This is a genomic window from Caballeronia sp. GAWG1-1, assembly GCF_023631465.1.
Classification (GTDB): Bacteria; Pseudomonadota; Gammaproteobacteria; order Burkholderiales; family Burkholderiaceae; genus Caballeronia.
In genome coordinates, this window is the sequence record NZ_JALQDB010000034.1 from 1 (window position 1) to 25,323 (window position 25,323).

Genomic DNA, 25,323 nt, shown 5'->3' on the forward strand with positions numbered 1-25,323 from the left:
AGAATGAACGGCAGCGACACGAAAAGCAGCAAGCCGCTGATGCGATGCAGGATGGACACCTTCCCGGCGAGCGGCAAGCGATACTTCGCGAGTTGACCAAGCCCGATGTTCCGGAACTCGGGCCTTGGTTTTTTTACGGCTTCAGCCACGGGAAGACCCCTTCTCACTTTGGATTGAGCAACCGCAGCACGTCGCCGGCACGCTCGTCGAGCGCGACTCGTCCCGTCGGCCTCAGTCGAAAACCGGCCGCGTGTATTGGAGGAAGAGTTATAGGCGCGCGGTCTGCGCGATAGCGTTATTTTGTCGCGTCGTTGTTATACTGTCCAATATCTATCTCGTCTTTCTGAAATAGCTTTAACAGATATCGCATGGAATTGCGCCATATTCGTTATTTTCTGGCCGTGGCCGAAGAGCTAAACGTGACGCGCGCGGCGGAGCGGCTTGGCATCGGGCAGCCGCCGCTCAGTCAGCAGATTCACGCTCTAGAAGACGAAATCGGCGTGCGTCTGTTCCGTCGCACGGGGCACGGCGTGGTGCTGACCGAGGCCGGAGAAGCGTTTGCGGCCGATGCCAGACGCATCCTGAACGACACGCGCATTGCCGTGGAAAACGCGCAAAGCGCGGGACGCGGTGAAATGGGGCAACTCAACATCGGTTTCACGGGTTCCGCGGCGTTCAATCCGGTCGTGTCGCAACTGATTCGCGCGTATCGGCAGGCGTTTCCTAACGTTACTCTTACGTTGGCCGAAGGCAACACCGCCCAATTGCTGGCTTATCTCGATGCAGGCACCGTCGATGTCGCGTTCGTGCGGCTCGGCAGCCAGTCGCCCGTGGGCGTCGAGTTTCACCACATCGCGGTAGAGCCCATGCGTGTGGTGCTGCCCGTTACGCATCGGCTGGCGAAGAAAAAGAAGATCGCATTGTCAGCGCTAGCCGAAGATCCCTTCGTCATGCTGCCGCGCGTGGCGAGTCCGACGCTGCACGATGTGATCGTCGGCGCATGCAGGGAGGCCGGTTTCGAGCCCGTTGCGGGCCAGCAGGCGCCGCAGCTTTCGTCGGTCGTGAACCTCGTCGCAGCCGAGTTCGGCGTGTCGCTCGTGCCGGCTTCCGTGTGCCAGATACAGGTCGAAGGCGTCGTGTATGCCGACATGACCGGCAAAGCCGTATCGATCAGGCTTGCGTTGGCATCGCGGATTGAAGCCACGCAAGCCAAGACCGCGAACTTTCTCGATATGGCACTGGGTTTTGCTCAGGTTTAGGGTGGCCGCTTCCGCGTGAGCGAAGCCGCTCAATCGGCCTGAGCGTCGTGCAAATCGCCGAACAAATCCGACGTCGCACCGCTCGATGGCTGCAACGACTGCAACGCGCCGCTCCTGACCTGTTCGAGCACTTGCGGCGAGAGCCACCGCTCTTCCATTGCGGCGATGCCGCTTTCGATCATCTGCTGCAGAAAAAACGACTGCTTGCGCCCAGTCGCTTCCGCCAGTATGCGTAATCTTTGTTCGATCGCGGGCTCGACGCGAACCGCGACGACCTTCAACTTGTTTTCGGCGGACCTTCTCAACCTTGACTCCCAATGCATGTCCCGCGTCGATAACGGACGCGTGCGTGGCTCGGCTTTTATCACAAAGAGGCGGCGCATCGCAATGCTTCTTTGTTGCGGCCTTCGCAAACATGCCTGCGCGCGGCTTGAATCGCACGCTTATTCACGCATTCACCGCTACACGCATTCACCACATCACGCATTCACCGCGAGCTTCATCGTACCTTCTCTTGCGAGAAACGCGCGCACGAGTTGATGCGCCTGATCCTTGTGCGCGGATTGCCACGATGCGGCGAGCATTTCGGTATCGAACATGCGTGACAGCGTGTACGCGTTCGATTTGTGAAAATACGCGAGACTCACCAGCGTGACATAGAGATGCAACGGGTCGATGCCACGTCTTAACGTCCCTGCCGTCTCGCCACGACGGATCAGCGTGCGCAGCATGTCGAGCACCGGCGACGACATTGCTGGAATGACCTTCGAACGCTTCATGTAGCGCGCGCGATTCAGGTTCTCCCATGAAAGCAGACACAGCAGCTCGGGGTGTGCCGCGAAATGGCCTTCGGTGAAGTCATAAAGTTGCAAAATGCCCGCGGCGGGATCGACGGTATGCGCGTCGAGCGTGACAGCTAATTCGGCTTCGCGAAGGCGCGCGAGCACATGCTCCAGGACTTCGACATAAAGCGCTTCCTTGCCGCCGAAGTAGTGATAGATCATGCGGATGTTGACCTTCGAACGGCTCGCGATGGTCTCTACGCGCGCACCGGAAAAGCCCTTGTCCGCGAACTCGCGAATGGCGATCCTGAAGATGCGCTCCTTCGTCTTCGCCGCGAGCTGCGTGCGGCGTGTGGGCGCTGCATCTTCTTTCGAGGCACTTTTCAGCTTGGGCGGGGCCATGAGTCGTGTCGTTGATAAGGACATGTCGATGTTACCCGCCTTTAACGTCTGAACGGCAGCGTGAGCGCGGGCGGTGCGGTCTGTCTGCCGATGAGCCCCGCCACCGCGATCAACGCAAGCAAATACGGCAACATGATGAGCAACGCTGTGGGCACGTGCAGACCAAACATCGGTAGCTGAAACTGCATGGCCGTGGCGGCACCGAACAAGAGACACGCGAGCGCCGTGCGGCCGATCTTCCAGTTGCCGAAGATGATGGCGGCAATCGCCAAATAACCCGTACCGTTGGTCATATTCTCCGTGAACGTGTGTATGTCGCCGATGGAAATGAAGCAGCCCGCTGCCGCCGACATCACGCCCGAGTACAGCACCGCGCCATAACGAATGCGCGTAACAGGCAGCCCCGATTGATCGACGGCGCGTGGCGCGACGCCTGTCGCATGCAGCGCAATGCCGAGCGCGGTGCGGCGCATGATGACCGACGTTGCGATCAAAACGGCAAGCCCCGCATACAGCAGCCACACCTGACCGAACACCGGCTCGCCGATCAACGGCAATTTGCCGAGCACGGGCGGCGACCAGTGCGCGAGGCCGGGAATGACCGCGCTGGAACGTTCGCCGAAAACTGCCCGGTATGCGAGCGTCGTGCCACCAAGCGCGAGAATGTTGATGCCGATGCCCGTCACGATCTGATTCGCGCGCAAGGTCACGCTCAGAAACGCCTGCAGCAAGGCAAGCGGAATCACGCCGAGCATGCCGCATAAAAGCCCGAGCGATGGATGCCCCGTCAGCCAGGAAAACACCGCGCCGAGAAACGCGCCCGTCAGCATCATGCCTTCGACGCTCATGTTCAACACGCCTGCGCGTTCGCTGATGAGTTCGCCGGTCGAAGCAAGCAACATGGGCGCGGCCAGGCGAATGGATGCGCCCGCAAAGACCGCGAGAAGTTCGAGGTTCATCGCGAAGTTTCTCCTTTATCGAGCCACATTGCGCCGCCTGCCAAAGCGATGGTGACGATGCCCTGCACGATCAGCACGAGCGCTGATGGTACTTGCGCGACCATCTCCATGTTGATGCCACCCGAGCGCAAGAAGCCGAACATCAAGGCCGCCGCGAACACGCCGGTGATCGAACCACGCGCGAGCAAACCGACGACGAGGCCATCGAAACCGTAGCCCGACGAGAAGCCCGCCTTCAGCGAGTATTGATCGCCTTGCAGCATCAACGCGCCGGCGAGTCCGCTGAACGCGCCTGCGATCGCAAGCGCGCCGACGAGCGATGACGTAATCGGCAAGCCCGCGCGCTTGGCGGCAACGGCGTTGAGCCCCGCTGCGCGCAACGACAGGCCGAAGCGCGTGCGCGCGAGCATCACGGCCGATGCAACAGCCAGCACGAGCGTCACCGGCAAGCCGATATTCAGATTCATGCCGCTTGCCATGAAGATGGCCGGCAGCTTGGTTACGTCGGGTATTTCCAGCGATTCAGGCAAGGTCGCGCCGCTCGTCATTGGTTGACGCAACAGTGCATCGCTTTGCACGCACCAGTAAAGCAGCCACACGGCGATGAACGAAAGCAGCAGCGTACTGATGACTTCGTTGGTACCGGCGTTAGCTTTCAGCACGCCGGGCACGCCGCCCCATACCGCACCCGCGGCGGCCGCCGTGAGCATCGGCACGATGAAGGCGAGGCCGAAAGGCAAGTGCGCGCATCCGCCGTAGAGACTCATCGCCGTGGCAACTATGCCGCCTATCGCCAGTTGCCCTTCTCCGCCCACGTTGGTCAGCTTCGCGCGATTTGCGATGACGAAGCCCGTGCCGACGAGCGCGAACGCGAGGCTGCGATTGACGGAGGCCCCGATTGCATAGGGCGAGCCCCACGCGCCATCTGCGAACGCGGCGAGCGCATCGGCAATGGATACGCCCATCAACGCGATCAAGCCGAGCGCCGCGAGCATCGCAAAGAGCACGGCCGCCGCGATCACGAACGCAACGCGTAATTGCGGCGCATGGCGCGCGCCGGACGTTGCCGCGAACGGCCGATGCAACTTCATGTTGACGTTCATGCGTTATCTCCCGAGCCCGCCATCCATGCACCGATACGACCGCGATTGCTCGCATCGGGCGTACATGTGCCCATGATGCGACCGCGATACAGCACGACGATGCGATCGGCGACGCTCATCAGTTCGTCGAGTTCAGAGGAAATGAGCAGCACGCCCACGCCGCGGTCGCGCGCCGCGCGAATATGCGCATAGACGGCGGCCACCGCGCCGACATCGAGCCCGCGCGTGGGCTGCGCCGCAAGCAGGAACAGCAAAGGGTCGAGCGTGAGTTCGCGTGCAAGAACGGCTTTCTGCTGATTGCCGCCGGACAGTCCGCCGAACAACGCATCGGGGCCGCTTGCACGCACGTCGAAACGTTGCATGAGTTCGAGCGCGGCATCGCGCATGGCGCGGCGGCGCAGAAAGCCACCGCGCGTATAGCGGTCGAGATGATTGAGCAAGAGGTTGTCGGTGAGACTCATGCCGATGACGCAGCCTACCGCATGACGATCTTCCGGCACGATACCGACGCCCGCTTCCGTTAATTCGCGCGGGCTGGCGTTGGTCATGTCGCGGCCAGCGATAAAGAAGCGCCCCGACGATGCGCTCAGCATGCCCGCGAGCACCGCGCCGAGTTCGCTTTGACCGTTGCCCTCCACGCCCGCGATACCGACGATCTCGCCGCGATTCACGACGAGCGTGCAGTCCGCGAGACGCGTGACGCCTTCCGCGTCGCGAGCGCTCAGGCCGTCAAGTTGCAGTACTTCGTCATCGAGCGGTCGCGAGTACGGCGAGCCGCTTTGCACGAGTGACAGACGCGTCGCGAGATCGTCGGCGGCATCGCTGTCTTCGCGATGAATCATCGCGTGCACGAGCCGGTCGATATCCCTCGATGGATTCGACGAACGCGCGACCACGCGTCCGGATTGCAGCACGGTCGCATGTGTCGCAATGCGGCCGATTTCCTTGAGCTTGTGCGTCACGAGCACTACCGCGCAACCGCGTCTCGCCACGCGTTCGCACGTGTCGAGCAACGCATCGATCTCGGCGGGCAAGAGCACGGCGGTGGGTTCATCGAGCAGCAGAAGACGCGGCTCGCGCATCAGGCATTTGACGATCTCGACGCGTTGCCGTTCGCCGACGGACAAGTCCGCGATCTTCGCGTCGAGCGCAAGATCGAGACCGACGCTCGCCAACACGTCTTGCACGCGCGTGGCTTCCGCTGGCCGGTCGAGCCAGCCGCGCGCCTGACCGAGCAGCAGGTTGTCGAGCACGGTGGCATCGTCGACGAGACTGAAATGCTGATGCACCATCGCGATACCGTTCGCGAGCGCTTCACGCGGATTGCGCGGCCGATACGGCGCGCCGTTGACGCGCATGGCGCCTGCATCCGGCTGATGCACACCGAAGATCACATTGCACAGCGTCGACTTGCCCGCGCCGTTCTCGCCGAGCAGACAATGCACGTCGCCGGGATACAGGTCGAGCGAGACGTCGTCGAGCGCCGTGAACGCGCCGAAGCGTTTGCCGATTCCCTGCAGCGAGAGAATGGGCGAACTATCGGCGGATGGGGAAGCCAGCGTGCTCATCCTTCAGAAACCTTGATCTTGCCGCTCTGGATATCGTCTTCGATCTGCTTGATCTTGGCGTCCATGGCGGGCGTGGATTTGCAGATCACCATGCCGGATGCTTTCGGCCCCATTGCAAGGCCGAACGCTTTATAGCCCGGCTGCCATTGCCCCTTCTCCAGTTGCTCGATGGCGTACTGCGCCTGATAGCCCACGCCGGTGATGCTGTATGCGATGTAAAGCGGATCGCTTCCGCAACGGTCCGTATAGCTGCCGATGATGTGCGTGTCTTTTTCCTTCGCCGCTTGTTCGAGCCCGCGCAAGCCGAGATTCAGGATGTGATAGTGCACGTCCGCGCCCTGCGCGATGGCCGCTGCCGTCGCTTCGCGCGCCTTCGCCACGTTGTCGAAGTCGCCGGTATAAGCCTCGAAGTACTTGACCTTCGGATTGATATAGCGCGCACCGTTGCCGAATTCCTTACCCGCATTCACGATCGACGGGATCTCCATGCCGCCCACATAACTCACCGCGCCGTTCTTCGACAGCATGGCTGCGGCCGCGCCCGCGACATAAGCGATCTCGGCCTGCTTCACGTCATAGCCCGCGACATTCGGCGGCATGTTCTCGCCCTTGTTGCCGCCGACGATGGAGAACTTCACATTGGGAAAGCGCTTCGCGACCTTGAGTACCGCAGCCTGCGTCTGACCGCCGATACCGATCACGAGCTGATTCTTCGTCGCGAGATTCGTGAGCGCCTGCTCCATGTCCGCGTAGTTGATGTTCTCGATGATCTGCGTCTTCAGCTTCGGGCCGAACTCCTTTTGCGCGGCCGCGACGCCTTCATACCCCGACTCCATCCAGCCCTTGTCGGATTTCGAACCGGGGATCAGGACGCCCACGCGCATCGCTTCATCGGCCGCGTGCGCAGGGCGGATAAAGAACGCCGGCACGCCGAGCGCAACTACGCCGGCAATGGCCACGACGCGTTTCATCAGGATGGAAGGCTGTTGCGAACGGAACATCACTGGCACTCCTTTTGCGTTGAGTTTCGGTAAGTAGGTTATTCATGAGCGAAATGCACATTGCAACTTCAATGCCATGTTCGACCCGCGCGTGAATGACGAATACGTCGCGTCAGTCGCGTTCGGTGTCATCGGCGACCTGCGGCAACATCCTCAACTCTTTCCGATGGAGAACACGATGGACCACGCCCCGAACCCCGCCACGGCAGGCGCTGGCTTGCTCGGCGCATTTGCGCAGACGCGCTGGCAAGCGACGGAAACGCTCGTCGATATGGCCGTGCCAACGCCCGTTCCGCGCCTCGCGACACTCGATGCCGAGCCGCAGAAAGTGCGCTTCGACATCGAGAAAACAGCGCTCGTGATCATCGACATGCAGAACGACTTCTGCACCAAAGGCGGGTGGGTCGACCATATCGGGGGCGATTACGGTGCGGACCGTGCACCAATAGCGCCATTGCAGCGCCTGCTGCCGATCGCGCGGGAAAGCGGCGTGCCGGTGATTTGGGTGAACTGGGGCAATAGGCCCGATCTCGCCAACATGCCGCCCAATCAACTGCATCTGTATAAGCCGAAGGGAACGGGCATCGGGCTTGGCGAGGCCTTGCCTGAACATGGCGCACATGTCCTCGAAAAAGATTCGTGGGCCGCCGCCGTGGTCGATGAACTGAAGATCGAACCGCAAGACATCAGCGTGGACAAGTACCGCATCAGCGGCTTCTGGGACACGCCGCTCGACAGCATTTTGCGTAATCTCGGTACACGTACCGTGTTTTTCGCGGGCGTGAACACGGATCAATGCGTGATGCACACACTCACCGATGCCAATTTTCTCGGCTACGGTTGCGTCATGCTCACCGATTGTTGCGCGACTTCATCGCCCGACTTCTGCACGGAAGCGAGTATCTGGAACGTGAAGAAATGCTATGGCTTCGTCGCGGATTCTTTGCAATTCGCCGACGCATTGAACAGCGCGGCCGCATGAACGCTTTCGTTCCCGGTCCGCGTATTCGCGTGAACGCAACCGGCAGCGGCGCGCTCGATGGCTTGCGTTTTGCGGTGAAGGATTTGATCGATATCGCGGGCGTGACGACGGGCGGCGGCAATCCCGATTGGTTTGCCACGCACGATGCCGCGCAATGTCATGCGCCGTGCGTGGCGAAGCTGTTAGCGGCGGGCGCATCCGTGGATGGCAAGACCATCACCGATGAACTCGCCTATAGCCTCGAAGGCGCGAACGAACACTATGGCACGCCGCTCAATCCGCGTTGGCCGCATGCGTTGCCGGGTGGATCGTCGAGCGGATCGGCATCGGCGGTTGCTAGCGGCAGTGTCGATTTCGCACTCGGCACCGACACCGGCGGCTCGGTGCGTGTGCCTGCCGCGTTCTGCGGACTCTGGGGCATACGGCCAACGCACGACGCGGTATCGCTCGATGGCGTGCTGCCGTTTGCACCATGCTTCGACACGGTCGGATGGTTCGCGCGCTCGGGTGATGTGCTTGCGCGCGTTGCAAACGTGCTCCTCGATGAGGTCGCTTCCCACGATGCTCCCACGCGTCTCGTGCGCTGCAAGGAAGCATTCGACGCGCACGGTTCCGCGCGTCTGCGCGAATTTGCACCCGCATCCGCCGAGATCGAACTCTTCGCGGGCGAGGGCTCGGACTGGCTGCATGTCTATCAGCAGTTGCAGGACGACGCGATACGTGCGTCTCTTGGTTCATGGATCGACACGCATACGCCGCGCTTCGGAGCGAACATCGCGCCACGCTTCGCGCGGCTCAGATCGATCGACGACGCGGAGGTGAATCGGTGCCACGCTTTACGCGAGGAATATGCGGCACATATTGCGCATATCGTCGCCGATGCCTTGATCGTGCTGCCAACTACGCCCGTCTCGCTTTTGCGCCAGAATGAAACGTCGGAGCGTATCGGCGCGTTCTATCGCGATGCCTTGACCTTCAACGCCATCGCGGCATTTGCCGGACTGCCGCAAGTGACCATACCCATTGCGAACGAGTCGACCGGCCCGCTCGCGTTGTCCTTGATCGGTCCGCGTAACAGCGACCGTGCCTTGATTGCGCGGGCGCGAAGTCTGTTTTCCAACATCGAATGAGGTAGACGACCTTGTCTACTCATCATCGCTTTCAACATCGAACGAGACCATGAACAAGCCACCGGAAATCGATGGAACGCTCGACGCTTATGCCGACGCCGCACTTCGGCTGCACTTCCCTCATCTAACGGATGACACCGCCGCGCGTGTCAAGACGCAATTCGCGCGCATCGCGCAACTCGCGGCACCGGTACTCGCCTATCCCGTCGATGCCCAGGATGAACCTGCGCCGGTGTATCGCCCATGACCATCAACGACGCATTCCCTGCTGGCGCAGTTGCCATTGCACGTGCCTATGCCGAAGGTGCATTCAGTGCGCGCGAATTGATCGAAACAACGCTCGCTCGCATCGACACGTTTAACGCGCAGATCAACGCCTTCACCACGATCACGCGCGAACGCGCACTCGATGAAGCCACTGCCCTCGACGCACGGCGCGCGAGCGGCGCTGCTTTGCCACCGCTCGCAGGCGTTCCCTTTGCGGCGAAGAACCTGTTCGACATCGCGGGCGTCACGACGATCGCGGGATCGCGCGTGCTCGCCAATGCCGCGCCCGCCGCTGCGGATGCAACGCTCGTTAAACGACTCGCTGATCATGGCGCAATCATGGTCGGCGCGCTCAACATGGACGAGTTCGCTTACGGCTTCACCACCGAGAACAGTCACGCGGGACCGTGCCGCAATCCGCACGACCTGACACGCTCGGCGGGTGGATCGTCAGGCGGCAGCGCCGCGGCGGTCGCGGCGGGCTTCGTGCCTCTCACTCTCGGAAGCGATACGAATGGGTCAGTGCGCGTGCCTGCATCGCTGTGCGGCGTGTTCGGCGTGAAGCCGACCTATGGACGCTTGTCGCGGCGCGGAACGTATCCGTTCGTCGCGAGTCTGGATCATATGGGTGCATTCGCGCGCAGTGTCGAGGACCTCGGCGCTGCCTATGAGGCGCTACAGTTCGCCGATCCACTCGATATGGCTTGCGCGCAGCGTGAATTCGAGCCCGCGCGTGCGATGAGCGGAACCTTGCGCGTTGCACGTCTGACCGGCTATTTCGACGACTACGCACACGACGATGCACGCAACGCATCGCTCACTGCGTCGGCCGCGCTCGATGCGACGGATACCGTCGAGTATCCGGATGCCGATGCGGCGCGTGGTGCAGCGTTTCTCATCACCGCTGCCGAGGGTGGCCAATTGCATATGAAGGACCTTCGCGCGCACTACGACGAGCGTGAGCCTTTGTCGCGCGACCGCTTGATCGCTGGTGCGTTGCTACCTGCCGCATGGATCATTCAGGCGCAACGCGTCCGCGCTTCGTTGCGGCGACGCGTGCTGGAACTCTTCGAGCGCTACGACGTCTTGATCGCGCCAGCGACGCCAGTCGTGGCGCCGCGCATCGGCGACGAGTTCATGGAGGTCCGCGGTGAGCGAATGGCAGTGCGAGCCAGCCTCGGCATGTTGACGCAACCCATCTCGTGCCTTGGGTTGCCCGTTGTGACCGCGCCTATGCGAACGGAAGCCGGCTTGCCGATGGGAGTTCAGTTGATTGCCGCGCCGTGGCGCGAAGCCCTGGCATTCGAAGCCGCCCGGCGCCTGGAGCAAGCTGGCGTAGCGGGTTGTGCGACACCGCGTTTTGCCGAGGAGAAAGCGTGAACGAGATCAATCGACCGGATGTTCTCGAGGAAGTGAATGCGGTGTTCGACGCGTATGAACGGGCCCTGACTAGCAATGACGTCGCGATGCTGGATGACCTGTTTTTTGATTCATCGCTAACGGTGCGCTATGGGGCGACGGAAAATCTCTACGGCTACGACGCCATACGCGAGTTTCGTGCGGCACGGTCCGGAACAGGTTTGGCGCGCGAGGTGACGGCACGAATGGTGACGACCTATGGAGATTCGATGGCCGTTGCAAATATCGAATTCCAGAGGGAAGGCGACGCGCGTATAGGCCGACAAAGTCAGACGTGGATACGCTTCGAGGATGGATGGAAGGTCGTCAGCGCGCATGTCAGCTGGATGACCTAAACGCGACCGCGAGCGGCGATCCTCATGCAGACGGATCGCCGCGCCGCCAGGCATCATCACTCGTACCCGGGACCCGTGCGCGCTTGCCGCATCGTCAACGCGCCCTCTTGTCTGCGCCGATAGCCCGAATCCCGCGAAGCCAGCCAGTAATAAAGCGGCGAAGTCAGCAGCAGGCCAATGACCCACGACAGATCCGCGCCATCGAGATACTTCGGCACGGGACCGGCGTACATCGGCGTATTCATGAACGGAATCTGCACGATGATGCCGATTGCATAAGCGATCATAGCCTGCGGATTGAAGCGCCCATAAATGCCGCCATCGGCTTCGAAGATCGATTGAATATCGTACTTCCCTTTATGGATGACATAGAAGTCGATCAGATTGATCGCGGTCCAGGGCACGAGCACCACGAGCAAGGCAAGCACCAGATCGACGAGATTCCCCACGAAGTTGGTCGATGCGCCAATCGCTCCATAGCAGCAGGCAAGCAGAATCGCGACTGAAAGCACGGCGCGCGCTTTGGCCGTGGGAATCCAGCGATAAGCAAACGTCTGCAACGAAGTAATCGTGGCGAGCACCGCGCCATAGAGATTGAGCGCGTTATGACTAATCACGCTAAGCAGAAACAAGACGAGCATGGGCAAGCCGAGGGGGCCGGTCGCAGTCTTGACGGCGTCCATCGTATCGGCGCCGGGCGCGACGGCAAGCGCGGCGACCGCACCGAAGGCAAACGCAAGCGAGGAGCCAATGGTGCAGCCCAGATACGTCGCCCAAAACGTCGACGCTACACGCACATTGCTCGGCAAATAGCGCGAGTAGTCGGAAACATAAGGTGCAAACGCAATCTGCCATAGCGCGGACAAGGAAACGGTAGCCAGCCAGCCCGCGAAATTGAAGCCGCCGCGCGTGAAGAAATCGGCCGTCGCGATATGCGTGAAGATGTACGCAAAGCCCACGAAGATACCGATGCCCAGCACCCACGTGCCAATTCGATTGAGTATGTGAACTAATCGATAGCCGATGATCCCGATCAACCCCGAGCCCACCGCACCAATGACGATCCCGACCGGCACCGATATCGACGTTTCGATGCCATGCAACGACTTGCCCGCGAGCACGATATTCGATGCAAAGAAGCCCACGTACATCACGCCCGCAATCACCGTGACGAGCAAGGCACCCCATGATCCGAACTGCGCGCGGCTCTGGATCATCTGCGGGATACCCATCTGTGGCCCTTGCGCCGAATGCAGCGCCATCAACACGCCGCCCACTGCCTGACCGACGATGATCGCGACGATTCCCCACAGCAAGTTCAAATGGAATATCTGCACGCCAAGCGCGCCCGTCACGATAGGCAATGGCGCAATGTTTCCGCCGAACCAGAGCGTGAATAGATCGCGCACCTTGCCATGCCGATCCTCCGGCGGCACATAGCCGATCGTATGCTTCTCGATGAACGAGGACGTGTTGCTATCCGACGTATTCAAAGTCGTCTCCTTTATTGATTTGGCGCATGCGCGAGTCGTTTCGAAAGACCATGCGCACCGCGGAGCCCGTCGAAAGTCTTGGGGCTCTCGAACGCGCCATGGCGCGTGTCAGGAAGCGGTTGCTAGATAATCCGCAAGACGCGCGAGCATGGCGTCGCAGGCGTCGAGTTGCTCGACGCTCACGAACTCGTCGGGCTTGTGCCCTTGATCCATGCTTCCCGGTCCGCACACCACGGTTGGGATGCCCGCTTGATTGAAGAGTCCGCCTTCGGTGCCGAACGCCACCGTGCCAAACTCGTTCGAGCCACTAAGAAGCGTCAGCAGGCGCGCTGCTTCGCTGTCTGGTGGTGTGGCCAAGCCCGGATAGGCGCTCAAGGATTCGAAGCGAATGTCCGTGTCCGCTTTCACCGCGCGCATCTTCGGAAGTAATTCGGCTTCGGCAAAGCTTTGCAATTCATCCGCCACCTCATGCGCGTCGAAGCCGGGAAGCGCACGCACTTCGAAATCGAATTCGCATTCCGCCGGCACGATATTGAGCGCACGCCCACCTTTGATGACGCCTGCTTGCACGGTCGAATAGGGTGGATCGAAGAGTGCATCATGGTGCTCGGGCTGTGCCAGCTGCTCGCCAATATCATCCAGCTTGCCGATAAGACGTGCTGCATACGCTATGGCGTTCACGCCGTAGGGTGCGTAAGCCGAGTGACAAGCCGCGCCCTTCACCTGGCAGCGCATGGCGAGCTTGCCTTTATGACCGAGCACGGGCTTCAGTTCGGTAGGCTCTCCGATCAGGCACAAAACGGGCTTCTGTGGGCGCCTTGCCAGTTGCTCCAACATGGGCCGCACCCCAAGGCAACCGACTTCCTCGTCGTAAGAGAAGGCAAGGTGTACGGGCATGACTAGCGATTTCTTAAGAAACGTGGGCACCGACGCCAGCACCGAGGCGATAAAACCCTTCATATCCGCCGTGCCACGGCCATATAAGCGCCCTTCCTTCTCGGTAAGCCGAAAGGGATCGAGCGTCCAGGCTTGGCCATCGACGGGCACGACATCGGTATGACCGGATAGCACGATGCCGCCCCTGTCACGCGGACCGATCGTCGCAAACAGATTCGCCTTCGTTCGCTCGGCGTTATAAAACAGTTCGCTCTCGACGCCGAGATTCGCAAGGGCGTCGCGAACGAACTCGATGAGTTCCAGGTTCGAATCGCGGCTGACGGTTGCAAAGCCGATCAGCCGTTCGAGCACGTCGCGGCTCGACATCTCACTCATTGCCCGGCACCCCATAGCTAGGCGCCGCTGTCGGGTTCAGCGCACGGGTCACGTAGTCCTGCATTTGCGGCCGGTAAGCCTGCCACAGACCATCGAGCTGGCCGATGGGGTCGGCGTCGGCCCAATCGACGCGCAGATCGACGATAGGCCAACTCAGATCGCTTACGATCTTGAGCGCCGCGGAATGCACCGGCCCGGCTTCGGCGCCTGCGGTCATCGCCGCCCGCATCGCTGCGAGCAAACGATCCGCCAGCATGCCTTTGGTGTTTTCGAACGCGGGAATCATGGCTTCGATCACGCCGAGGCTCGCAAGCATGTTGCCTGCGGCGACGCATTGATCTCCAGCCACCGCGTGATGCAGGCCAAGCGCTTCCTTGCCGCTAAAAAACGCGGTGCGGCCATGAGCGTCGATGACCGTTACTTGCCGATATTCGCTGTACGCGTTCGCATCGAGCGCACGGTCGAGCGCCGCCTGAGGATCGAGTTGCGCAGTGTCGATGAGGTCGAGAATCTGCGGCCCAAGTGCGGGCAAAGTCACGTTCTGCGTGGCCACCGCGCCCACGCCGCCGCGTGCCCACGGACATCGCGCGCCCACGGCGATACTCGACGAACTGATTGCAATGCCAAGCTGGCCGGTTTCCTGGCAACGTCCGATCACGGAGAATGTCATGCAAGGCTCCTCGACTTAGGCGGGCTTCCAGCCTTCAGGAATGACTGCGATCACATCGATTTCCATCAGCCATTCCGGCTGTCCCAACGCGCTCACCACCAGCCCCGTCGAAATGGGAAACACGCCCTTGAGCCACTTGCCGACTTCCTGATACACCGGCTCGCGATAACGCGGATCGATCAGATACGTGGTCGTCTTGACGATATGGCTCATGTCGCTGCCCGCCTCTTCGAGCAACTGCTTGAGATTCTTCATCGCCTGCTCGGCTTGCGCGCGTGCATCGCCGAGACCCACCAGATTGCCTTCGAAATCCGTTCCCACCTGACCACGCACATAGACCGTGTTGCCGGCGCGCACGGCCTGGCAAAGATCGTTATCGAGCGTCTGGTTCGGGTACGTATCCTTCGTGTTGAACATGCGGATACGCGTATGCGTAGGTTGGCTCATCGATGCACCTCGAAGCTGAGAATGATTGAATAGTGAATGCGGCGTCTTGGGCGATCGTCAGTTCACGCCCATCTCGCTGACCTTGTGCACGCGCGGATCGCTGAAAGTCGCGGCTTGGCCGGCATGACGGCGCGACGCATCGTGATACGCGAGATACTTGCGCTGCGTGACGATATGATCGGCAATATGTTTTGCATCGTGCCAGACGCCCCAGATGAAAGCGGAGCCGCGCCGCGAAAGCCAGGGCAAGCCAAGGAAATAAACGCCGGGCTCCTTGGAAACGCCGCGCTGATGCTTGGGCTTGCCTTTATCGTCGAAGGCGTTGACATCGAGCCAGCTGAAGTCGACGGCGTAGCCGGTTGCCCAGATGATCGAACTCACGCCAGCATCGGCAAGGTTCAGTTCGAGAACAGGTTGCTTCATGCATTCCGGATCGGACGGAATGATGCGTGCCTCGGGCTCGTCCGGCAGATCGATACCATTGCGCGCCACATACGCGTCTGCGGCGCTCAGCAAAGACAAGTAGTTGTCGTCGCCGTTGTTGATGTTGGTCGTGAGGTCTGGCTGAAACGTTGCAATGCCATTCTCGAATGACTTCGTGAGACCGACGAGGTTCATGCCCTGATGCGCGAGACGGCGGAAATCGACTGTTTGTCCACCGCGCGCGCCACTCACTGCAATCGTGACGTGCTCCTTGCCCGGCCGCATGACTTCCGCATCCCACTCGCCGAGCACGCCCAGCCACCAGCAAAAATCACGGCCACGATACGCGCGCGGCGGACGGTCATGCGGGCCGACCGACAAATACACCTTCCTACCGGCGCGCATTAGTTCATCCGCAATCTGCACGCCCGACGATCCCGCGCCTACCACGAGCACCGCGCCTTCCGGCAATTGCTCAGGATTCCGATAATCAGCCGAATGAAGCTGCGTAAGACGCTCGTCCTTCGGGGCGATAGCCGGGATGACCGGCTTCTGGAACGGACCAGTAGCGACGACTACACGGCTCGCTTCGATCACGCCTTCCGATGTTTCGACGGTGAAGCCTTGCCGCCCGACATTGCGAACCACCTTCTTGACTTCGACGCCCGTGCGAATGGGTGCATCGAACTTTTCGGCGTAGGTGACGAAGTAATCGGCGACCTGATCTTTATTGGCAAAGCCATCGGGATCGACTTCATCGAACTCGAGATTGGGGAAACGATCGTGCCACGCCGGACCGTTCGCCACGAGCGAGTCCCAACGTCCCGTGCGCCAGCGTTCCGCAATGCGGTCGCGTTCAAGAACGAGGTGCGGCACGCCGAGCTTGCTCAGATGCTCGCTCATCGCCACGCCGGCCTGACCGGCGCCAACGACGAGCGTGTCGATTGAGGTTATTTCCACTGTCATGGCTATGTCCTTCGATATGGCTTTACTTCGCGGAAGTGTCCGGCGAAGTCAGCGTCCTTGAGATACGTGCAGTCGTGCGTGGCTGGCATGCTGCCAATGAAGCCCAAATTTACGCTTGAGCGCAGAATTCTAAAAATATATTTAAAAAATGCTTAGCATCGGTTTTGGCTATGCAATCCTTTTTGGCGAAGCCACAATTCGGCCGGTCAACCGTTTAGAGGCGGAGCGTTTCCGATGGAAAACCACCCTTTGCGTTACTCGCTTCGGCAATTGCGCTACTTCGTCGTGACGGCGGAAGTGCTGTCTTTTACAGCCGCCGCGCGGCGCCTGCACATTTCGCAGCCGTCGATCTCGACCGCGCTCGCGGACCTCGAAATATCGTTTGGCGTGCAGCTTTTCATACGGCATCACGCGGCGGGATTGTCGCTTACGCAAGCAGGCCGAGACCTTCTGGGGCAAGCGCGCAATCTGCTAAAAATAGCCGAAGAATTGCAAATGGCCGCTAAGGAAATGGATGGCGGCATGACGGGCTCGATCGCGCTCGGCTGCCTCGTTTCACTTGCGCCGCCGCTCATGCCGGGGCTCATAAGCCGCTTCACCGGCGAGCATGCAGGGATTTCCTTTAGGACCGTCGAGGCGCATCAGGATGGCCTGCTAAGAGGCTTGCACGACGGCTCGCTCGATATTGCGCTGACCTATAGCCTGGATTTGACCGAGGACATCGCGTTTACGCCACTGCTCTCTCTGCCGCCTTATGTCATCTTGCCGAAGACGCACCGGCTAGCCCGCGCGCGCAAGGTCTCATTAGCGGATCTCGAAGCGGAGCCTTACGTGATGCTGGATTTACCGCATAGCCGAGAATATTTCGCGGCCCTTTTCGATGCCGTCGGCAACCGGCCGGTTCCCGCATTTCGGTCGTCGCAGCCTGAAGTCGTGCGCGGCATGGTGGCTAACGGCTTAGGCTATAGCATCCTCAATTTTCCGCTCAAATCGAATCGCACCGTAGATGGTGAAGACTTCGTGATTAAGCGCTTCAAGGACAACGTCAATGCAACGACGCTAGGCATTGCGCAATCGCGCACCATGAAGCCGCGCCAAGTGGTGCAACGCTTCGCCTCGTTTTGTGAGAACTATATCCGGCGGCTGCATCTAGACGCCTAAGAAACGCTAAAGCCAGGAACGCTACATAGGCAAAAGCTCTGCTTTGTATCCGAAAACAATATTTTGGCTGGTAATTTGGCTTGATAAATTTGTTGCCATGCGAGCGCAACGCCTTGCCGACTCTACGCTGGCGCGCTTATAAGGAAATAGATTCAAGGAGTCTTTCATGACCAGCCAGGCAAGAACGATCCCGATCACGGCACTCGTCGACGAGTTGCGCGCCGGTTGCGAACGATCGTTCAACGACGCGCATGCCATGCCGCCTGGCGTCTACACCTCCGCCGATTTCTTGTCGCTCGAAGAGCGCGACATCTTCGAACACGAATGGCAATGCGTTGGCCGCGCAAGCGCCTTGAAGATGCCGGGCGACTACCTGACGGCGCGCATTGGCGCACAGCCCATCGTGGTGTTGCGCGATGAGCAGATGCAACTGAAGGCGATGTCCAACGTCTGCCTGCATCGCATGTCGGTTCTGCTCGAAGGGCGCGGCAACGTGCGCAGGATCGTGTGTCCATATCATGCATGGAATTACTCGCTGGATGGCGCGTTGCAGGGCGCGCCCCTGATGGACCGTCAAGAAGGCTTCTGCAAGGAAAGCTATAAGTTGCCCGCCGTGCGGTGTGAAGAATGGCAAGGCTGGATCTATGTGACGCTCGACGATCAAGCGCGGCCGGTCAGTGAACAGCTTGCCGATTTGAGCGGGCTCATCAATGCCTACGGCATGGAACACTACATCGAAACTTTCTATGAAGAGCACGTGTGGGACACCAACTGGAAGATCCTCGCTGAAAACTTCATGGAGAGCTATCACCTGCCCATGCTGCATCGCGCGACAGTAGGACCGCATTCACGTCTTGAAGAGATGGAATGCCCACCCGGCTTTCCCGCATTCAATTACCACTGGATCACGAAGGAAGCGTCTCTGCCCATTGGTAACGCGCATCCGGACAACACGCGGCTTACAAGACACTGGCGCAAGACCACGGCGCTGCTGGCGATTTATCCGACGCATCTCGTCACGCTCACACCTGGCTACTTCTGGTATCTCGTGCTGCAACCGCAAGGCGTTGGCCAGGTGCATATTCGTTTCGGCGGCGGTCTTGCGCCCGAGTTCATCGCCGACCCAGAAGCGAATGCGCATATGGCCTCCCTCAAGACCTTGCTCGATGAAGTCAACGCGGAAGACAAGCGCGGCGTCGAAGCGGTTTTTCGTGGCGTTCATGCGCCGCTTGCAAAGCCCGGCCATCTCAGCCATCTCGAACGGCCCAACTATGACTTCGCGCGCTATCTCGCCAGCAAGGTTGGCGCGCATTGAACACTGCAAACGGACAGGACCGAACGATGCCTGACGCTTCCTTCATCTCGTTCACGGGCGTGAGCAAGTCTTATGACGGCGTGCATTACGTCGTCGAAGACTTGAATCTCGACGTGCGCAAGGGAGAATTCCTGTCGCTGCTCGGGCCATCGGGCTCAGGCAAAACGACCACGCTCATGATGCTCGCGGGCTTCGAATCTCCCACGCAAGGCGAGATTCGTCTCGATGGCAAGCGTCTCGACGACAAGCCGCCGCATCTGCGCGATATCGGCATGGTGTTTCAGAACTACGCGCTGTTTCCGCATCTGACGATTGCAGAGAACGTCGCGTTCCCGCTTTCCGTGCGCCACGTAAGCCGCGCCGATCAGAAGGCGCGTGTCAAGCGCGCGCTCGAAATGATCGAACTGCCGCATCTCGCGAACCGGCGTCCTTCGCAGCTTTCCGGTGGTCAGCAACAGCGCGTGGCGCTCGCGCGCGCACTCGTCTTCGAACCGAGCGTCGTGCTCATGGACGAACCGCTCGGCGCACTCGACAAGCGTCTGCGCGAAACCATGCAATACGAGATCATGCGGCTGCATCGCGAGTTGTCGCTCACCATCGTCTATGTCACGCATGATCAGGCCGAAGCGCTGACCATGTCGGACCGCGTCGCCGTATTTTCCGATGGCCGTATTCAGCAAGCCGCCACGCCCGGCGAACTCTATGAGAACGCGCAGAACGCTTTCGTCGCGAACTTCGTGGGCGAGAACAACGGCCTGATTGGCCGCGTGGCCAGTGCGAGCGACGAATGGGCGACCCTGGCCCTCGCGGACGGCAACATCATTCGTGGACGATGCGAACCCGGCCTCACCGAAGGCGACGAAGCCATGCTCGCGCTGCGCCCCGAACGCGCGCACATTCCGAGCGCGGAAGGTTCGCATGTCGACGAACACAGCAACGTGGTGCGCGCCCGAGTCGAAGAACTCGTTTATTGCGGCGATCATCATCGCGTGCACCTGAAGCTTGGCACGCGCGACAACCTCGTCGTCAAGCTGCCGAACACTCAGCGTCACGCCTTGCCCGCGGATGGCAGCACGGTCGATGTCGCCTGGCGCCACGACGACTGCAAGATACTTGCGATGAGCGCGTCCAGAAGCGTGTCCACACCTCTTTCTTCCACACCGTCGTCAACTTCAATCACCACGCCCGCTACAGCAGGAGCCAACTGACATGCGCACTTTTATCAAAACTCAATGCGCGGCACTCGCGTTATGCGCGTTTTCCAGCATCACCGTTCAGGCTGCAGAGACACTTTCGGTCGTGACGTTTGGCGGCGCTTATGAAGCCGCTGCGAAGAAGGCTTATTTCGAGCCCTTTACGCAAGCCACGGGCGTCGGCTTCTCGACGGAATCGTATGATGGCGGCTTGGCCAAGCTCTCCGCGATGGAACAGGCGAAGAACACGACGTGGGACCTGATCGACCTCGAAACCAACGACGCGATCACCGCTTGCGACGAAGGTCTTCTCATGAAGTTCGACAAGAAGACGCTCGGCAAGACGAGCGACTTCATTCCCGGCTCCATCCTCGATTGCGCAGTGGCGAGCATGGTGTGGTCCACCGTCTACGCCTACGATGCGAGCAAGTTGAAGACCGCGCCGACCAGCGTCAACGACTTCTTCGACTTGCAGAAGTTTCCCGGCAAGCGCGGCCTGCGCAAGTCGCCAAAGGTGACGATGGAATGGGCGTTGATCGCCGACGGCGTCGATCCCAAGGATGTCTATAAGGTGCTTGGCACGCCAGCTGGCGTGGATCGCGCATTCAAGAAACTCGACACCATCAAGAAGAACATCGTGTGGTGGGAGTCGGGTGCGCAGGCGCCGCAATTGCTCGCCGACGGCGCAGTGGCGATGACACAGGTCTATAACGGCCGTATCGACGATGCAGCGAAGAAGGACAACAAGCCCTTCAAGGCCGTGTGGGACGCGCAGGTGTACGACTTCGAATGGTGGGGCATTCCGACGGGCGCGAAGAACGCGAACACGGCGGCCAAGTTCATCATCTCGGCATCGCAGCCGAAGGCGTATGCGGATCTTACGAAGTACATCGCTTATGCGCCGCCGCGCAAGGACGCTATAGAACTGGTGGACAAGCAGCGTCTTGCCGACCTGCCGACCTCGCCTGCCAACTTCAAGCGCGCCGTGCAGATCAACGCGAATTTCTGGGCCGACAATGCCGATCAGATCAATAAGCGCTTTCAGGTGTGGCTGACGCAGTAAGACAGCAAGGTATCGACGCTGTCCGCTTCACGCGAAACATGATCCGAAGAGAGCCCGACTTGACCGCGACCACCAACATGTCCGTATCCGCAAAGGCCGCGCCATCGGGCTCTCCTAGAAGCGCCGACGGCCACGCGTCTTATCAGAAGGCGCGTCGCCGTGCATCGTTGCAAGCGCTGTTGCTTGCGTTGCCGTTGATCGTGTTTCTGTTGTCCACCTTTATCGCGCCGATTGCGCTACTGCTCGCGCGCAGCGTGCAGAATCGCGAAGTCCCCGACAGCATGCCCGCCCTCACGCGCGCTCTCGATGCCTGGGACGGCCACGGCGTGCCCGACGAACGCACCTTCGCATTGCTGGCCGCCGGCCTCAAGGAAGCCCAGCAAAGCGGTCAGCTCGGCACCGTGGCGCGCCGTCTGAACTTCGCGCAAGCGGAGTTTCGCAGCCTGTTGATGCGTACCGCACGCAGCCTGCCCGCCGATGCTCCACCCGCATGGAAACCCGCGCTCATCGAAACCGACGAGCGCTGGAATTCCCCGGAAATCTGGCGCTTGCTCAAACGCGCCGCTGCATCGCCCACGCCCGACTATCTGCTCGCTGCCGTCGATGCGCAAGTGACACCGCAAGGCAACATCGCGTCCATGCCGGCCGATTCATCGGTGTTTCGCGAGGCGTTCGTGCGTACCATCTCTATCAGCGCAACCGTCACGCTCATGTGTCTCGTGCTCGGTTACCCCGTTGCGTGGTTGCTCGCCAATTTGCCCGCTAAGAGCAGCAACCGTCTCATGCTGTTTGTGATCGTCCCGTTCTGGACCTCGCTTCTCGTGCGCACGACCGCCTGGTATGTGCTGCTGCAACCGGGTGGCGTCATAAACAGCCTGCTCATGGGGCTGGGCCTTGCGTCGCATCCCGTGCCACTCATCTTCAATCGCGCGGGCGTGCTGATCGGCATGACGCACGTGCTGCTGCCTTATATGATCCTCGCCATCTTCTCGGTGATGAAAAGCGTATCGCCCGTTTATATGCGTGCAGCGAAGTCGCTGGGCGCGCATCCGTTCACTGCGTTCATGCGGGTCTATGTGCCGCAGACGCTGCCGGGCGTGGGCGCGGGATGCTTCCTCGTGTTCGTGCTAGCGCTCGGCTACTACATCACGCCTGCGCTACTCGGCGGCGCGGGCGATGAAATGATCAGCCAGCTCATCGCCATTCAGACCAACACGCAGCTCAACTGGGGACTCGCGGGCGCGCTGTCGGCGTACCTCGTGATCTTCACGGCGGTCTTCTATTTCCTCTTCAACCGCATAGTCGGCATCGACCGGCTGCGTTTCGGTTGAACGACACGGACTCGACGACATGCAAGATCAACGCAATACCGTGCTGACCGAACGCGTGGCGAATCGCTGGGTGCGCGTGCATACGGCGATCGTCCTGTTCTTTCTAATCGCGCCCATACTCGCGATCATTCCGCTCTCGTTCAATTCGGGTTCGTACTTTTCATATCCGATGCAGGGCTTTTCAATGCGCTGGTACGAGCAGGCGTTGACGAGCGCGGACTGGCAGCGCTCGCTATTGAACAGCATCGGCATTGGCGCGGCGTCGACGTTGATCGCGACCTGTCTCGGCACGCTGGCCGCGCTGGGCCTGAGCCGCGCGCAATTTCCGTGGCGCTCGCTCATCATGCCCATCATCATTTCGCCGATGATCGTACCCATCGTCGTCGTGGCTGCGGGCTTCTATCTAATCTTCGCGCCGCTCGGTCTCGTGAACTCGTATCCGGGCGTCGTGCTCGCGCATGCGGCGCTTGGTACGCCCTTCGTGGTCATCACCGTGACGGCTTCGCTGCTGTCGTTCGATCAGAGCCTGCTGCGCGCGGCGTCCGGTCTTGGCGCGGCGCCATGGATCACGTTCAGGCGTGTGACGTTACCGCTGATCATGCCTGCAGTCGCCACAGGCAGCGTGTTTGCCTTTGCCACTTCATTCGATGAAGTCATCGTGATTCTATTCATCGGCGGGCCGGATCAGAAGACCGTGCCGCGTCAGATGTGGAGCGGCATCCGCGATTCGATCGACCCTTCAATACTTGCGGTCGCGACCATGCTGATCGTCTTCGCCGTGCTGCTTTTTGCGAGCATCAATTGGCTGCGCGGACGTGCGGCGGCGGCCAGTCAGGCGCTCGGCTGATCAGACACACAATAAGCGGCGCGGGCCATTCGGACTGCGCCGCTCACAACGCTTTACATCAAGACTTATCGTCTCCTTCCGGCTCGATCTCCGTCAGATCGTCCGGGTCTACTTCCGCTTCGCGGACAGTCGTTCCTTCATCGTCGGTTTCCGATACATCCGTGGTGAGCGCATCGTCCGTGCCGGATTCGACTTCGTCGTCGCTTTTCGGATCATCGGTCATGGGGGTTTCGGCGGGCGTATTCATTGTGTTGCTCCTGATAGTTGCGTTTAAGTGATCGGATGGATAAACAGACGAATCACATCCGGACGCGCAGATCAGGCGTGGATTCGATGCGCGATGTTGAACCATGAGGCGCACTTCTTTCTAGCAGCAATCGTGGTGCCGCATGTCGTCCGGAGCGCTCGAGCAATGGATACACACGCGAAGGCACACGCGTTGCTGGACTGTATCGACGCGAACGATTGGCGCAGAGACTCTTAGGCTTCCGATACATGGCACGGAGAACGCAATGAACAAGGATCAGAAAGAAGGCATCAAGGAACAAATAAAGGGCTGGACCGACACGGCCATCGGCACACTCACCGGCAATGAAGATCGCAAGCTGAAGGGTGACGTCGAGATAACGAACGGTGCGAATCGAAAGGACTACGGTGACCAGAAGGACAATATGGAAAAGGGCATCGAAGATCCCGGCGAGCCAACTAACAAGTAAGGCTTCGTCGACAGTTCACTCTCAAGGACAAGGATACTTCCAATGAAAGCGCTTACCTGGCACGGCAAGAAGGACATTCGGTACGACACGGTACCGGACCCGCAGATCGAACATCCGCGCGACGCGATCATCAAGGTGTCGAGTTGCGCCATCTGCGGCTCGGACCTGCATCTGTTCGATGGATTCATGCCGGGCATGGAATCCGGCGACATCATGGGCCACGAGTTCATGGGCGAAGTGGTCGAAGTCGGCGCCGAAAACGCTGCGCTCAAGGTCGGCGACCGCATAGTCGTACCGTTCACCATCTTTTGCGGCGAATGCGATCAATGCAAGCGCGGCAATTTCTCCGTGTGCGAGCGCAGTAATCGCAACAAGAGCACGGCCGACAAGGTTTTCGGACACACCACGGCGGGTCTCTTTGGCTACACGCATTTGACGGGCGGCTATGCCGGCGGCCAGGCCGAGTACGTACGCATACCTTTCGCCGATAAAACGCACGTGAAGATTCCCGATGGCCTTTCAGACGAACAAGTGCTTTTCCTCGGCGACATCTTCCCGACAGGCTGGCAAGCGGCGATCAACTGCGATATCGAGCCAACGGACACCGTGGCGATCTGGGGCGCGGGACCGGTGGGACAAATGGCGATTCGCAGCGCGTTTCTGCTTGGTGCAAAGCATGTCGTCGTAATCGACTGCGTGCCTGAACGCCTTGCAATGGCGCGCGTCACTGGCGCCACCACCATCAACTTCAAGGAAGAGAGCGTGGTCGAGCGCCTCGCCGATCTCACGCAAGGCAAAGGCCCGGAAAAGTGTATCGATGCTGTTGGCATGGAGTCGCACGCCACGGGCTCGTTCGACTCGCTTTACGATCGCGCCAAGCAGGCGGTCATGCTCGAGTCGGACCGGCCGCACGTGTTGCGCGAGATGATCTACGTATGCCGTCCCGCAGGCATTCTGTCGGTACCGGGCGTCTATGGCGGACTGATCGACAAGATTCCCTTTGGCGCCTCGATGAACAAGGGCCTCACCTGGCGCATGGGTCAGACGCACGTGGCCCGCTGGACCGACGACCTGCTCAGCCGCATTCAGGAAGGTCAGATCGACCCCTCGTTCGTCATCACGCACCGCGTCTCGCTTGCGGAAGGACCGGAAATGTACAAGACCTTCCGCGACAAGGAGGACGGTTGCATCAAGGTGGTACTCACACCCTGAAGCAAAA

General features: G+C 60.3%; 27 protein-coding genes. 14 read left to right on the forward strand and 13 right to left on the reverse strand.

Annotated elements, in window-relative coordinates:
* Window positions 1-149, reverse strand: a 149-nt coding sequence (locus NCT03_RS23245; RefSeq protein ID WP_502800378.1) for a succinate dehydrogenase, cytochrome b556 subunit, incomplete at its 3' end; no start/stop codon positions are given.
* A 219-nt stretch (window positions 150-368) separates the two neighbouring features.
* Between NCT03_RS23245 and NCT03_RS23250 the strand changes: the two genes are divergently transcribed.
* Entirely contained in the window at window positions 369-1,259 is an 891-nt protein-coding gene (locus NCT03_RS23250) for a LysR family transcriptional regulator (RefSeq protein WP_244830215.1), read from the forward strand.
* A 29-nt stretch (window positions 1,260-1,288) separates the two neighbouring features.
* Here NCT03_RS23250 and NCT03_RS23255 read toward each other — a convergent pair whose 3' ends face one another.
* The 6 genes from NCT03_RS23255 to NCT03_RS23280 form a co-directional block, all read right to left on the reverse strand.
* On the reverse strand, window positions 1,289-1,564 hold the full coding sequence (locus tag NCT03_RS23255; RefSeq protein WP_250494073.1) for a YlcI/YnfO family protein: 276 nt from the start codon (window positions 1,562-1,564) through the stop codon (window positions 1,289-1,291).
* A 174-nt stretch (window positions 1,565-1,738) separates the two neighbouring features.
* Window positions 1,739-2,443, reverse strand: coding sequence for a TetR family transcriptional regulator (locus tag NCT03_RS23260; RefSeq protein WP_244830214.1), 705 nt, complete (start codon window positions 2,441-2,443; stop codon window positions 1,739-1,741).
* 41 nt (window positions 2,444-2,484) lie between these two features.
* The gene (locus NCT03_RS23265; RefSeq protein ID WP_250494074.1) at window positions 2,485-3,402 is read right to left on the reverse strand and encodes an ABC transporter permease; all 918 of its coding nucleotides are present in this window, start codon (window positions 3,400-3,402) and stop codon (window positions 2,485-2,487) included.
* Entirely contained in the window at window positions 3,399-4,505 is a 1,107-nt protein-coding gene (locus NCT03_RS23270) for an ABC transporter permease (protein ID WP_502800409.1), read from the reverse strand. The genes NCT03_RS23265 and NCT03_RS23270 overlap by 4 nt, the downstream gene beginning before the upstream one ends.
* Window positions 4,502-6,073, reverse strand: coding sequence for an ABC transporter ATP-binding protein (locus tag NCT03_RS23275; protein WP_250494075.1), 1,572 nt, complete (start codon window positions 6,071-6,073; stop codon window positions 4,502-4,504). The genes NCT03_RS23270 and NCT03_RS23275 overlap by 4 nt, the downstream gene beginning before the upstream one ends.
* Window positions 6,070-7,077: a BMP family protein gene (locus NCT03_RS23280; RefSeq protein ID WP_404989399.1), complete on the reverse strand. Its 1,008-nt coding sequence runs from the start codon at window positions 7,075-7,077 to the stop codon at window positions 6,070-6,072. Before NCT03_RS23280 ends, NCT03_RS23275 begins: the two co-directional genes overlap by 4 nt.
* Before the next feature lie 175 nt (window positions 7,078-7,252).
* Between NCT03_RS23280 and NCT03_RS23285 the strand changes: the two genes are divergently transcribed.
* From NCT03_RS23285 to hpxZ, 5 genes are read left to right on the forward strand one after another with little or no spacing between them, the layout of a single operon-like run.
* On the forward strand, window positions 7,253-8,056 hold the full coding sequence (locus NCT03_RS23285; protein WP_250494253.1) for a cysteine hydrolase family protein: 804 nt from the start codon (window positions 7,253-7,255) through the stop codon (window positions 8,054-8,056).
* A complete protein-coding gene (locus NCT03_RS23290; protein ID WP_250494076.1) occupies window positions 8,053-9,186 on the forward strand; it encodes an amidase in 1,134 nt (377 codons plus the stop codon). Before NCT03_RS23285 ends, NCT03_RS23290 begins: the two co-directional genes overlap by 4 nt.
* A 49-nt stretch (window positions 9,187-9,235) precedes the next feature.
* Window positions 9,236-9,433: an AtzG-like protein gene (locus NCT03_RS23295; RefSeq protein ID WP_250494077.1), complete on the forward strand. Its 198-nt coding sequence runs from the start codon at window positions 9,236-9,238 to the stop codon at window positions 9,431-9,433.
* On the forward strand, window positions 9,430-10,833 hold the full coding sequence (locus NCT03_RS23300; protein WP_250494078.1) for an AtzE family amidohydrolase: 1,404 nt from the start codon (window positions 9,430-9,432) through the stop codon (window positions 10,831-10,833). The genes NCT03_RS23295 and NCT03_RS23300 overlap by 4 nt, the downstream gene beginning before the upstream one ends.
* Entirely contained in the window at window positions 10,830-11,207 is a 378-nt protein-coding gene (gene hpxZ, locus NCT03_RS23305) for an oxalurate catabolism protein HpxZ (RefSeq protein WP_250494079.1), read from the forward strand. Before NCT03_RS23300 ends, hpxZ begins: the two co-directional genes overlap by 4 nt.
* Window positions 11,208-11,263: 56 nt before the next feature.
* Here hpxZ and NCT03_RS23310 read toward each other — a convergent pair whose 3' ends face one another.
* The 5 genes from NCT03_RS23310 to NCT03_RS23330 form a co-directional block, all read right to left on the reverse strand.
* Window positions 11,264-12,700 carry a purine-cytosine permease family protein gene (locus tag NCT03_RS23310; RefSeq protein ID WP_250494080.1) on the reverse strand — a complete coding sequence of 479 codons (1,437 nt, stop codon included), beginning with the start codon at window positions 12,698-12,700 and terminating at the stop codon, window positions 11,264-11,266.
* A 108-nt stretch (window positions 12,701-12,808) separates the two neighbouring features.
* Window positions 12,809-13,972, reverse strand: a complete 1,164-nt coding sequence (gene argE / locus NCT03_RS23315) for an acetylornithine deacetylase (protein WP_250494081.1) — start codon at window positions 13,970-13,972, stop codon at window positions 12,809-12,811.
* Window positions 13,965-14,642 (reverse strand): DUF1028 domain-containing protein, encoded by a 678-nt coding sequence (locus NCT03_RS23320; RefSeq protein ID WP_250494082.1) that lies wholly within the window; start codon window positions 14,640-14,642, stop codon window positions 13,965-13,967. The genes argE and NCT03_RS23320 overlap by 8 nt, the downstream gene beginning before the upstream one ends.
* 15 nt (window positions 14,643-14,657) lie before the next feature.
* Window positions 14,658-15,089 (reverse strand): RidA family protein, encoded by a 432-nt coding sequence (locus NCT03_RS23325; protein ID WP_244830202.1) that lies wholly within the window; start codon window positions 15,087-15,089, stop codon window positions 14,658-14,660.
* Window positions 15,090-15,146: 57 nt separating this feature from the next.
* Window positions 15,147-16,478: a flavin-containing monooxygenase gene (locus tag NCT03_RS23330; protein ID WP_250494083.1), complete on the reverse strand. Its 1,332-nt coding sequence runs from the start codon at window positions 16,476-16,478 to the stop codon at window positions 15,147-15,149.
* 234 nt (window positions 16,479-16,712) lie between these two features.
* On the opposite strand from NCT03_RS23330, the gene NCT03_RS23335 reads away from it, so the two are divergent.
* The 6 genes from NCT03_RS23335 to NCT03_RS23360 all read left to right on the forward strand — a co-directional run bounded on the left by NCT03_RS23335 (window position 16,713) and on the right by NCT03_RS23360 (window position 23,388).
* Entirely contained in the window at window positions 16,713-17,639 is a 927-nt protein-coding gene (locus NCT03_RS23335) for a LysR family transcriptional regulator (RefSeq protein WP_250468380.1), read from the forward strand.
* Between the two features lie 166 nt (window positions 17,640-17,805).
* Complete coding sequence (locus NCT03_RS23340; protein ID WP_250494086.1) at window positions 17,806-18,954, forward strand: SRPBCC family protein; 1,149 nt, start codon at window positions 17,806-17,808, stop codon at window positions 18,952-18,954.
* A 26-nt stretch (window positions 18,955-18,980) separates the two neighbouring features.
* Window positions 18,981-20,162, forward strand: coding sequence for an ABC transporter ATP-binding protein (locus NCT03_RS23345; RefSeq protein ID WP_250494087.1), 1,182 nt, complete (start codon window positions 18,981-18,983; stop codon window positions 20,160-20,162).
* 1 nt (window position 20,163) lies between these two features.
* The gene (locus NCT03_RS23350) at window positions 20,164-21,210 is read left to right on the forward strand and encodes an ABC transporter substrate-binding protein (protein WP_244830197.1); all 1,047 of its coding nucleotides are present in this window, start codon (window positions 20,164-20,166) and stop codon (window positions 21,208-21,210) included.
* A gap of 77 nt (window positions 21,211-21,287) precedes the next feature.
* Complete coding sequence (locus NCT03_RS23355) at window positions 21,288-22,541, forward strand: ABC transporter permease (protein WP_250468383.1); 1,254 nt, start codon at window positions 21,288-21,290, stop codon at window positions 22,539-22,541.
* Window positions 22,542-22,560: 19 nt separating this feature from the next.
* Complete coding sequence (locus NCT03_RS23360) at window positions 22,561-23,388, forward strand: ABC transporter permease (protein WP_244830195.1); 828 nt, start codon at window positions 22,561-22,563, stop codon at window positions 23,386-23,388.
* A 58-nt stretch (window positions 23,389-23,446) separates the two neighbouring features.
* On the opposite strand, the gene NCT03_RS23365 is transcribed toward NCT03_RS23360, so the two are convergent.
* A complete protein-coding gene (locus NCT03_RS23365; protein WP_250468384.1) occupies window positions 23,447-23,635 on the reverse strand; it encodes a hypothetical protein in 189 nt (62 codons plus the stop codon).
* A gap of 265 nt (window positions 23,636-23,900) precedes the next feature.
* Here NCT03_RS23365 and NCT03_RS23370 point away from each other — a divergent pair, with 265 nt between their 5' ends.
* Complete coding sequence (locus NCT03_RS23370; protein WP_244830193.1) at window positions 23,901-24,104, forward strand: CsbD family protein; 204 nt, start codon at window positions 23,901-23,903, stop codon at window positions 24,102-24,104.
* A gap of 42 nt (window positions 24,105-24,146) precedes the next feature.
* The gene (locus NCT03_RS23375) at window positions 24,147-25,316 is read left to right on the forward strand and encodes a zinc-dependent alcohol dehydrogenase (RefSeq protein ID WP_250468385.1); all 1,170 of its coding nucleotides are present in this window, start codon (window positions 24,147-24,149) and stop codon (window positions 25,314-25,316) included.
* Window positions 25,317-25,323 lie beyond the last annotated feature (7 nt).

Coding starts and splice junctions, on each gene's coding strand:
- NCT03_RS23250 (WP_244830215.1), top strand. CDS start 369: ATGGAATTGCGCCATATTCGTTATTTTCTGGCCGTGGCCGAAGAGCTA.
- NCT03_RS23260 (WP_244830214.1), bottom strand. CDS start 2,443: ATGGCCCCGCCCAAGCTGAAAAGTGCCTCGAAAGAAGATGCAGCGCCC.
- NCT03_RS23265 (WP_250494074.1), bottom strand. CDS start 3,402: ATGAACCTCGAACTTCTCGCGGTCTTTGCGGGCGCATCCATTCGCCTG.
- NCT03_RS23270 (WP_502800409.1), bottom strand. CDS start 4,505: ATGAACGTCAACATGAAGTTGCATCGGCCGTTCGCGGCAACGTCCGGC.
- NCT03_RS23275 (WP_250494075.1), bottom strand. CDS start 6,073: ATGAGCACGCTGGCTTCCCCATCCGCCGATAGTTCGCCCATTCTCTCG.
- NCT03_RS23285 (WP_250494253.1), top strand. CDS start 7,253: ATGGACCACGCCCCGAACCCCGCCACGGCAGGCGCTGGCTTGCTCGGC.
- NCT03_RS23290 (WP_250494076.1), top strand. CDS start 8,053: ATGAACGCTTTCGTTCCCGGTCCGCGTATTCGCGTGAACGCAACCGGC.
- NCT03_RS23295 (WP_250494077.1), top strand. CDS start 9,236: ATGAACAAGCCACCGGAAATCGATGGAACGCTCGACGCTTATGCCGAC.
- NCT03_RS23300 (WP_250494078.1), top strand. CDS start 9,430: ATGACCATCAACGACGCATTCCCTGCTGGCGCAGTTGCCATTGCACGT.
- argE (WP_250494081.1), bottom strand. CDS start 13,972: ATGAGTGAGATGTCGAGCCGCGACGTGCTCGAACGGCTGATCGGCTTT.
- NCT03_RS23320 (WP_250494082.1), bottom strand. CDS start 14,642: ATGACATTCTCCGTGATCGGACGTTGCCAGGAAACCGGCCAGCTTGGC.
- NCT03_RS23325 (WP_244830202.1), bottom strand. CDS start 15,089: ATGAGCCAACCTACGCATACGCGTATCCGCATGTTCAACACGAAGGAT.
- NCT03_RS23330 (WP_250494083.1), bottom strand. CDS start 16,478: ATGACAGTGGAAATAACCTCAATCGACACGCTCGTCGTTGGCGCCGGT.
- NCT03_RS23335 (WP_250468380.1), top strand. CDS start 16,713: ATGGAAAACCACCCTTTGCGTTACTCGCTTCGGCAATTGCGCTACTTC.
- NCT03_RS23340 (WP_250494086.1), top strand. CDS start 17,806: ATGACCAGCCAGGCAAGAACGATCCCGATCACGGCACTCGTCGACGAG.
- NCT03_RS23345 (WP_250494087.1), top strand. CDS start 18,981: ATGCCTGACGCTTCCTTCATCTCGTTCACGGGCGTGAGCAAGTCTTAT.
- NCT03_RS23350 (WP_244830197.1), top strand. CDS start 20,164: ATGCGCACTTTTATCAAAACTCAATGCGCGGCACTCGCGTTATGCGCG.
- NCT03_RS23355 (WP_250468383.1), top strand. CDS start 21,288: ATGTCCGTATCCGCAAAGGCCGCGCCATCGGGCTCTCCTAGAAGCGCC.
- NCT03_RS23360 (WP_244830195.1), top strand. CDS start 22,561: ATGCAAGATCAACGCAATACCGTGCTGACCGAACGCGTGGCGAATCGC.
- NCT03_RS23365 (WP_250468384.1), bottom strand. CDS start 23,635: ATGAATACGCCCGCCGAAACCCCCATGACCGATGATCCGAAAAGCGAC.
- NCT03_RS23370 (WP_244830193.1), top strand. CDS start 23,901: ATGAACAAGGATCAGAAAGAAGGCATCAAGGAACAAATAAAGGGCTGG.
- NCT03_RS23375 (WP_250468385.1), top strand. CDS start 24,147: ATGAAAGCGCTTACCTGGCACGGCAAGAAGGACATTCGGTACGACACG.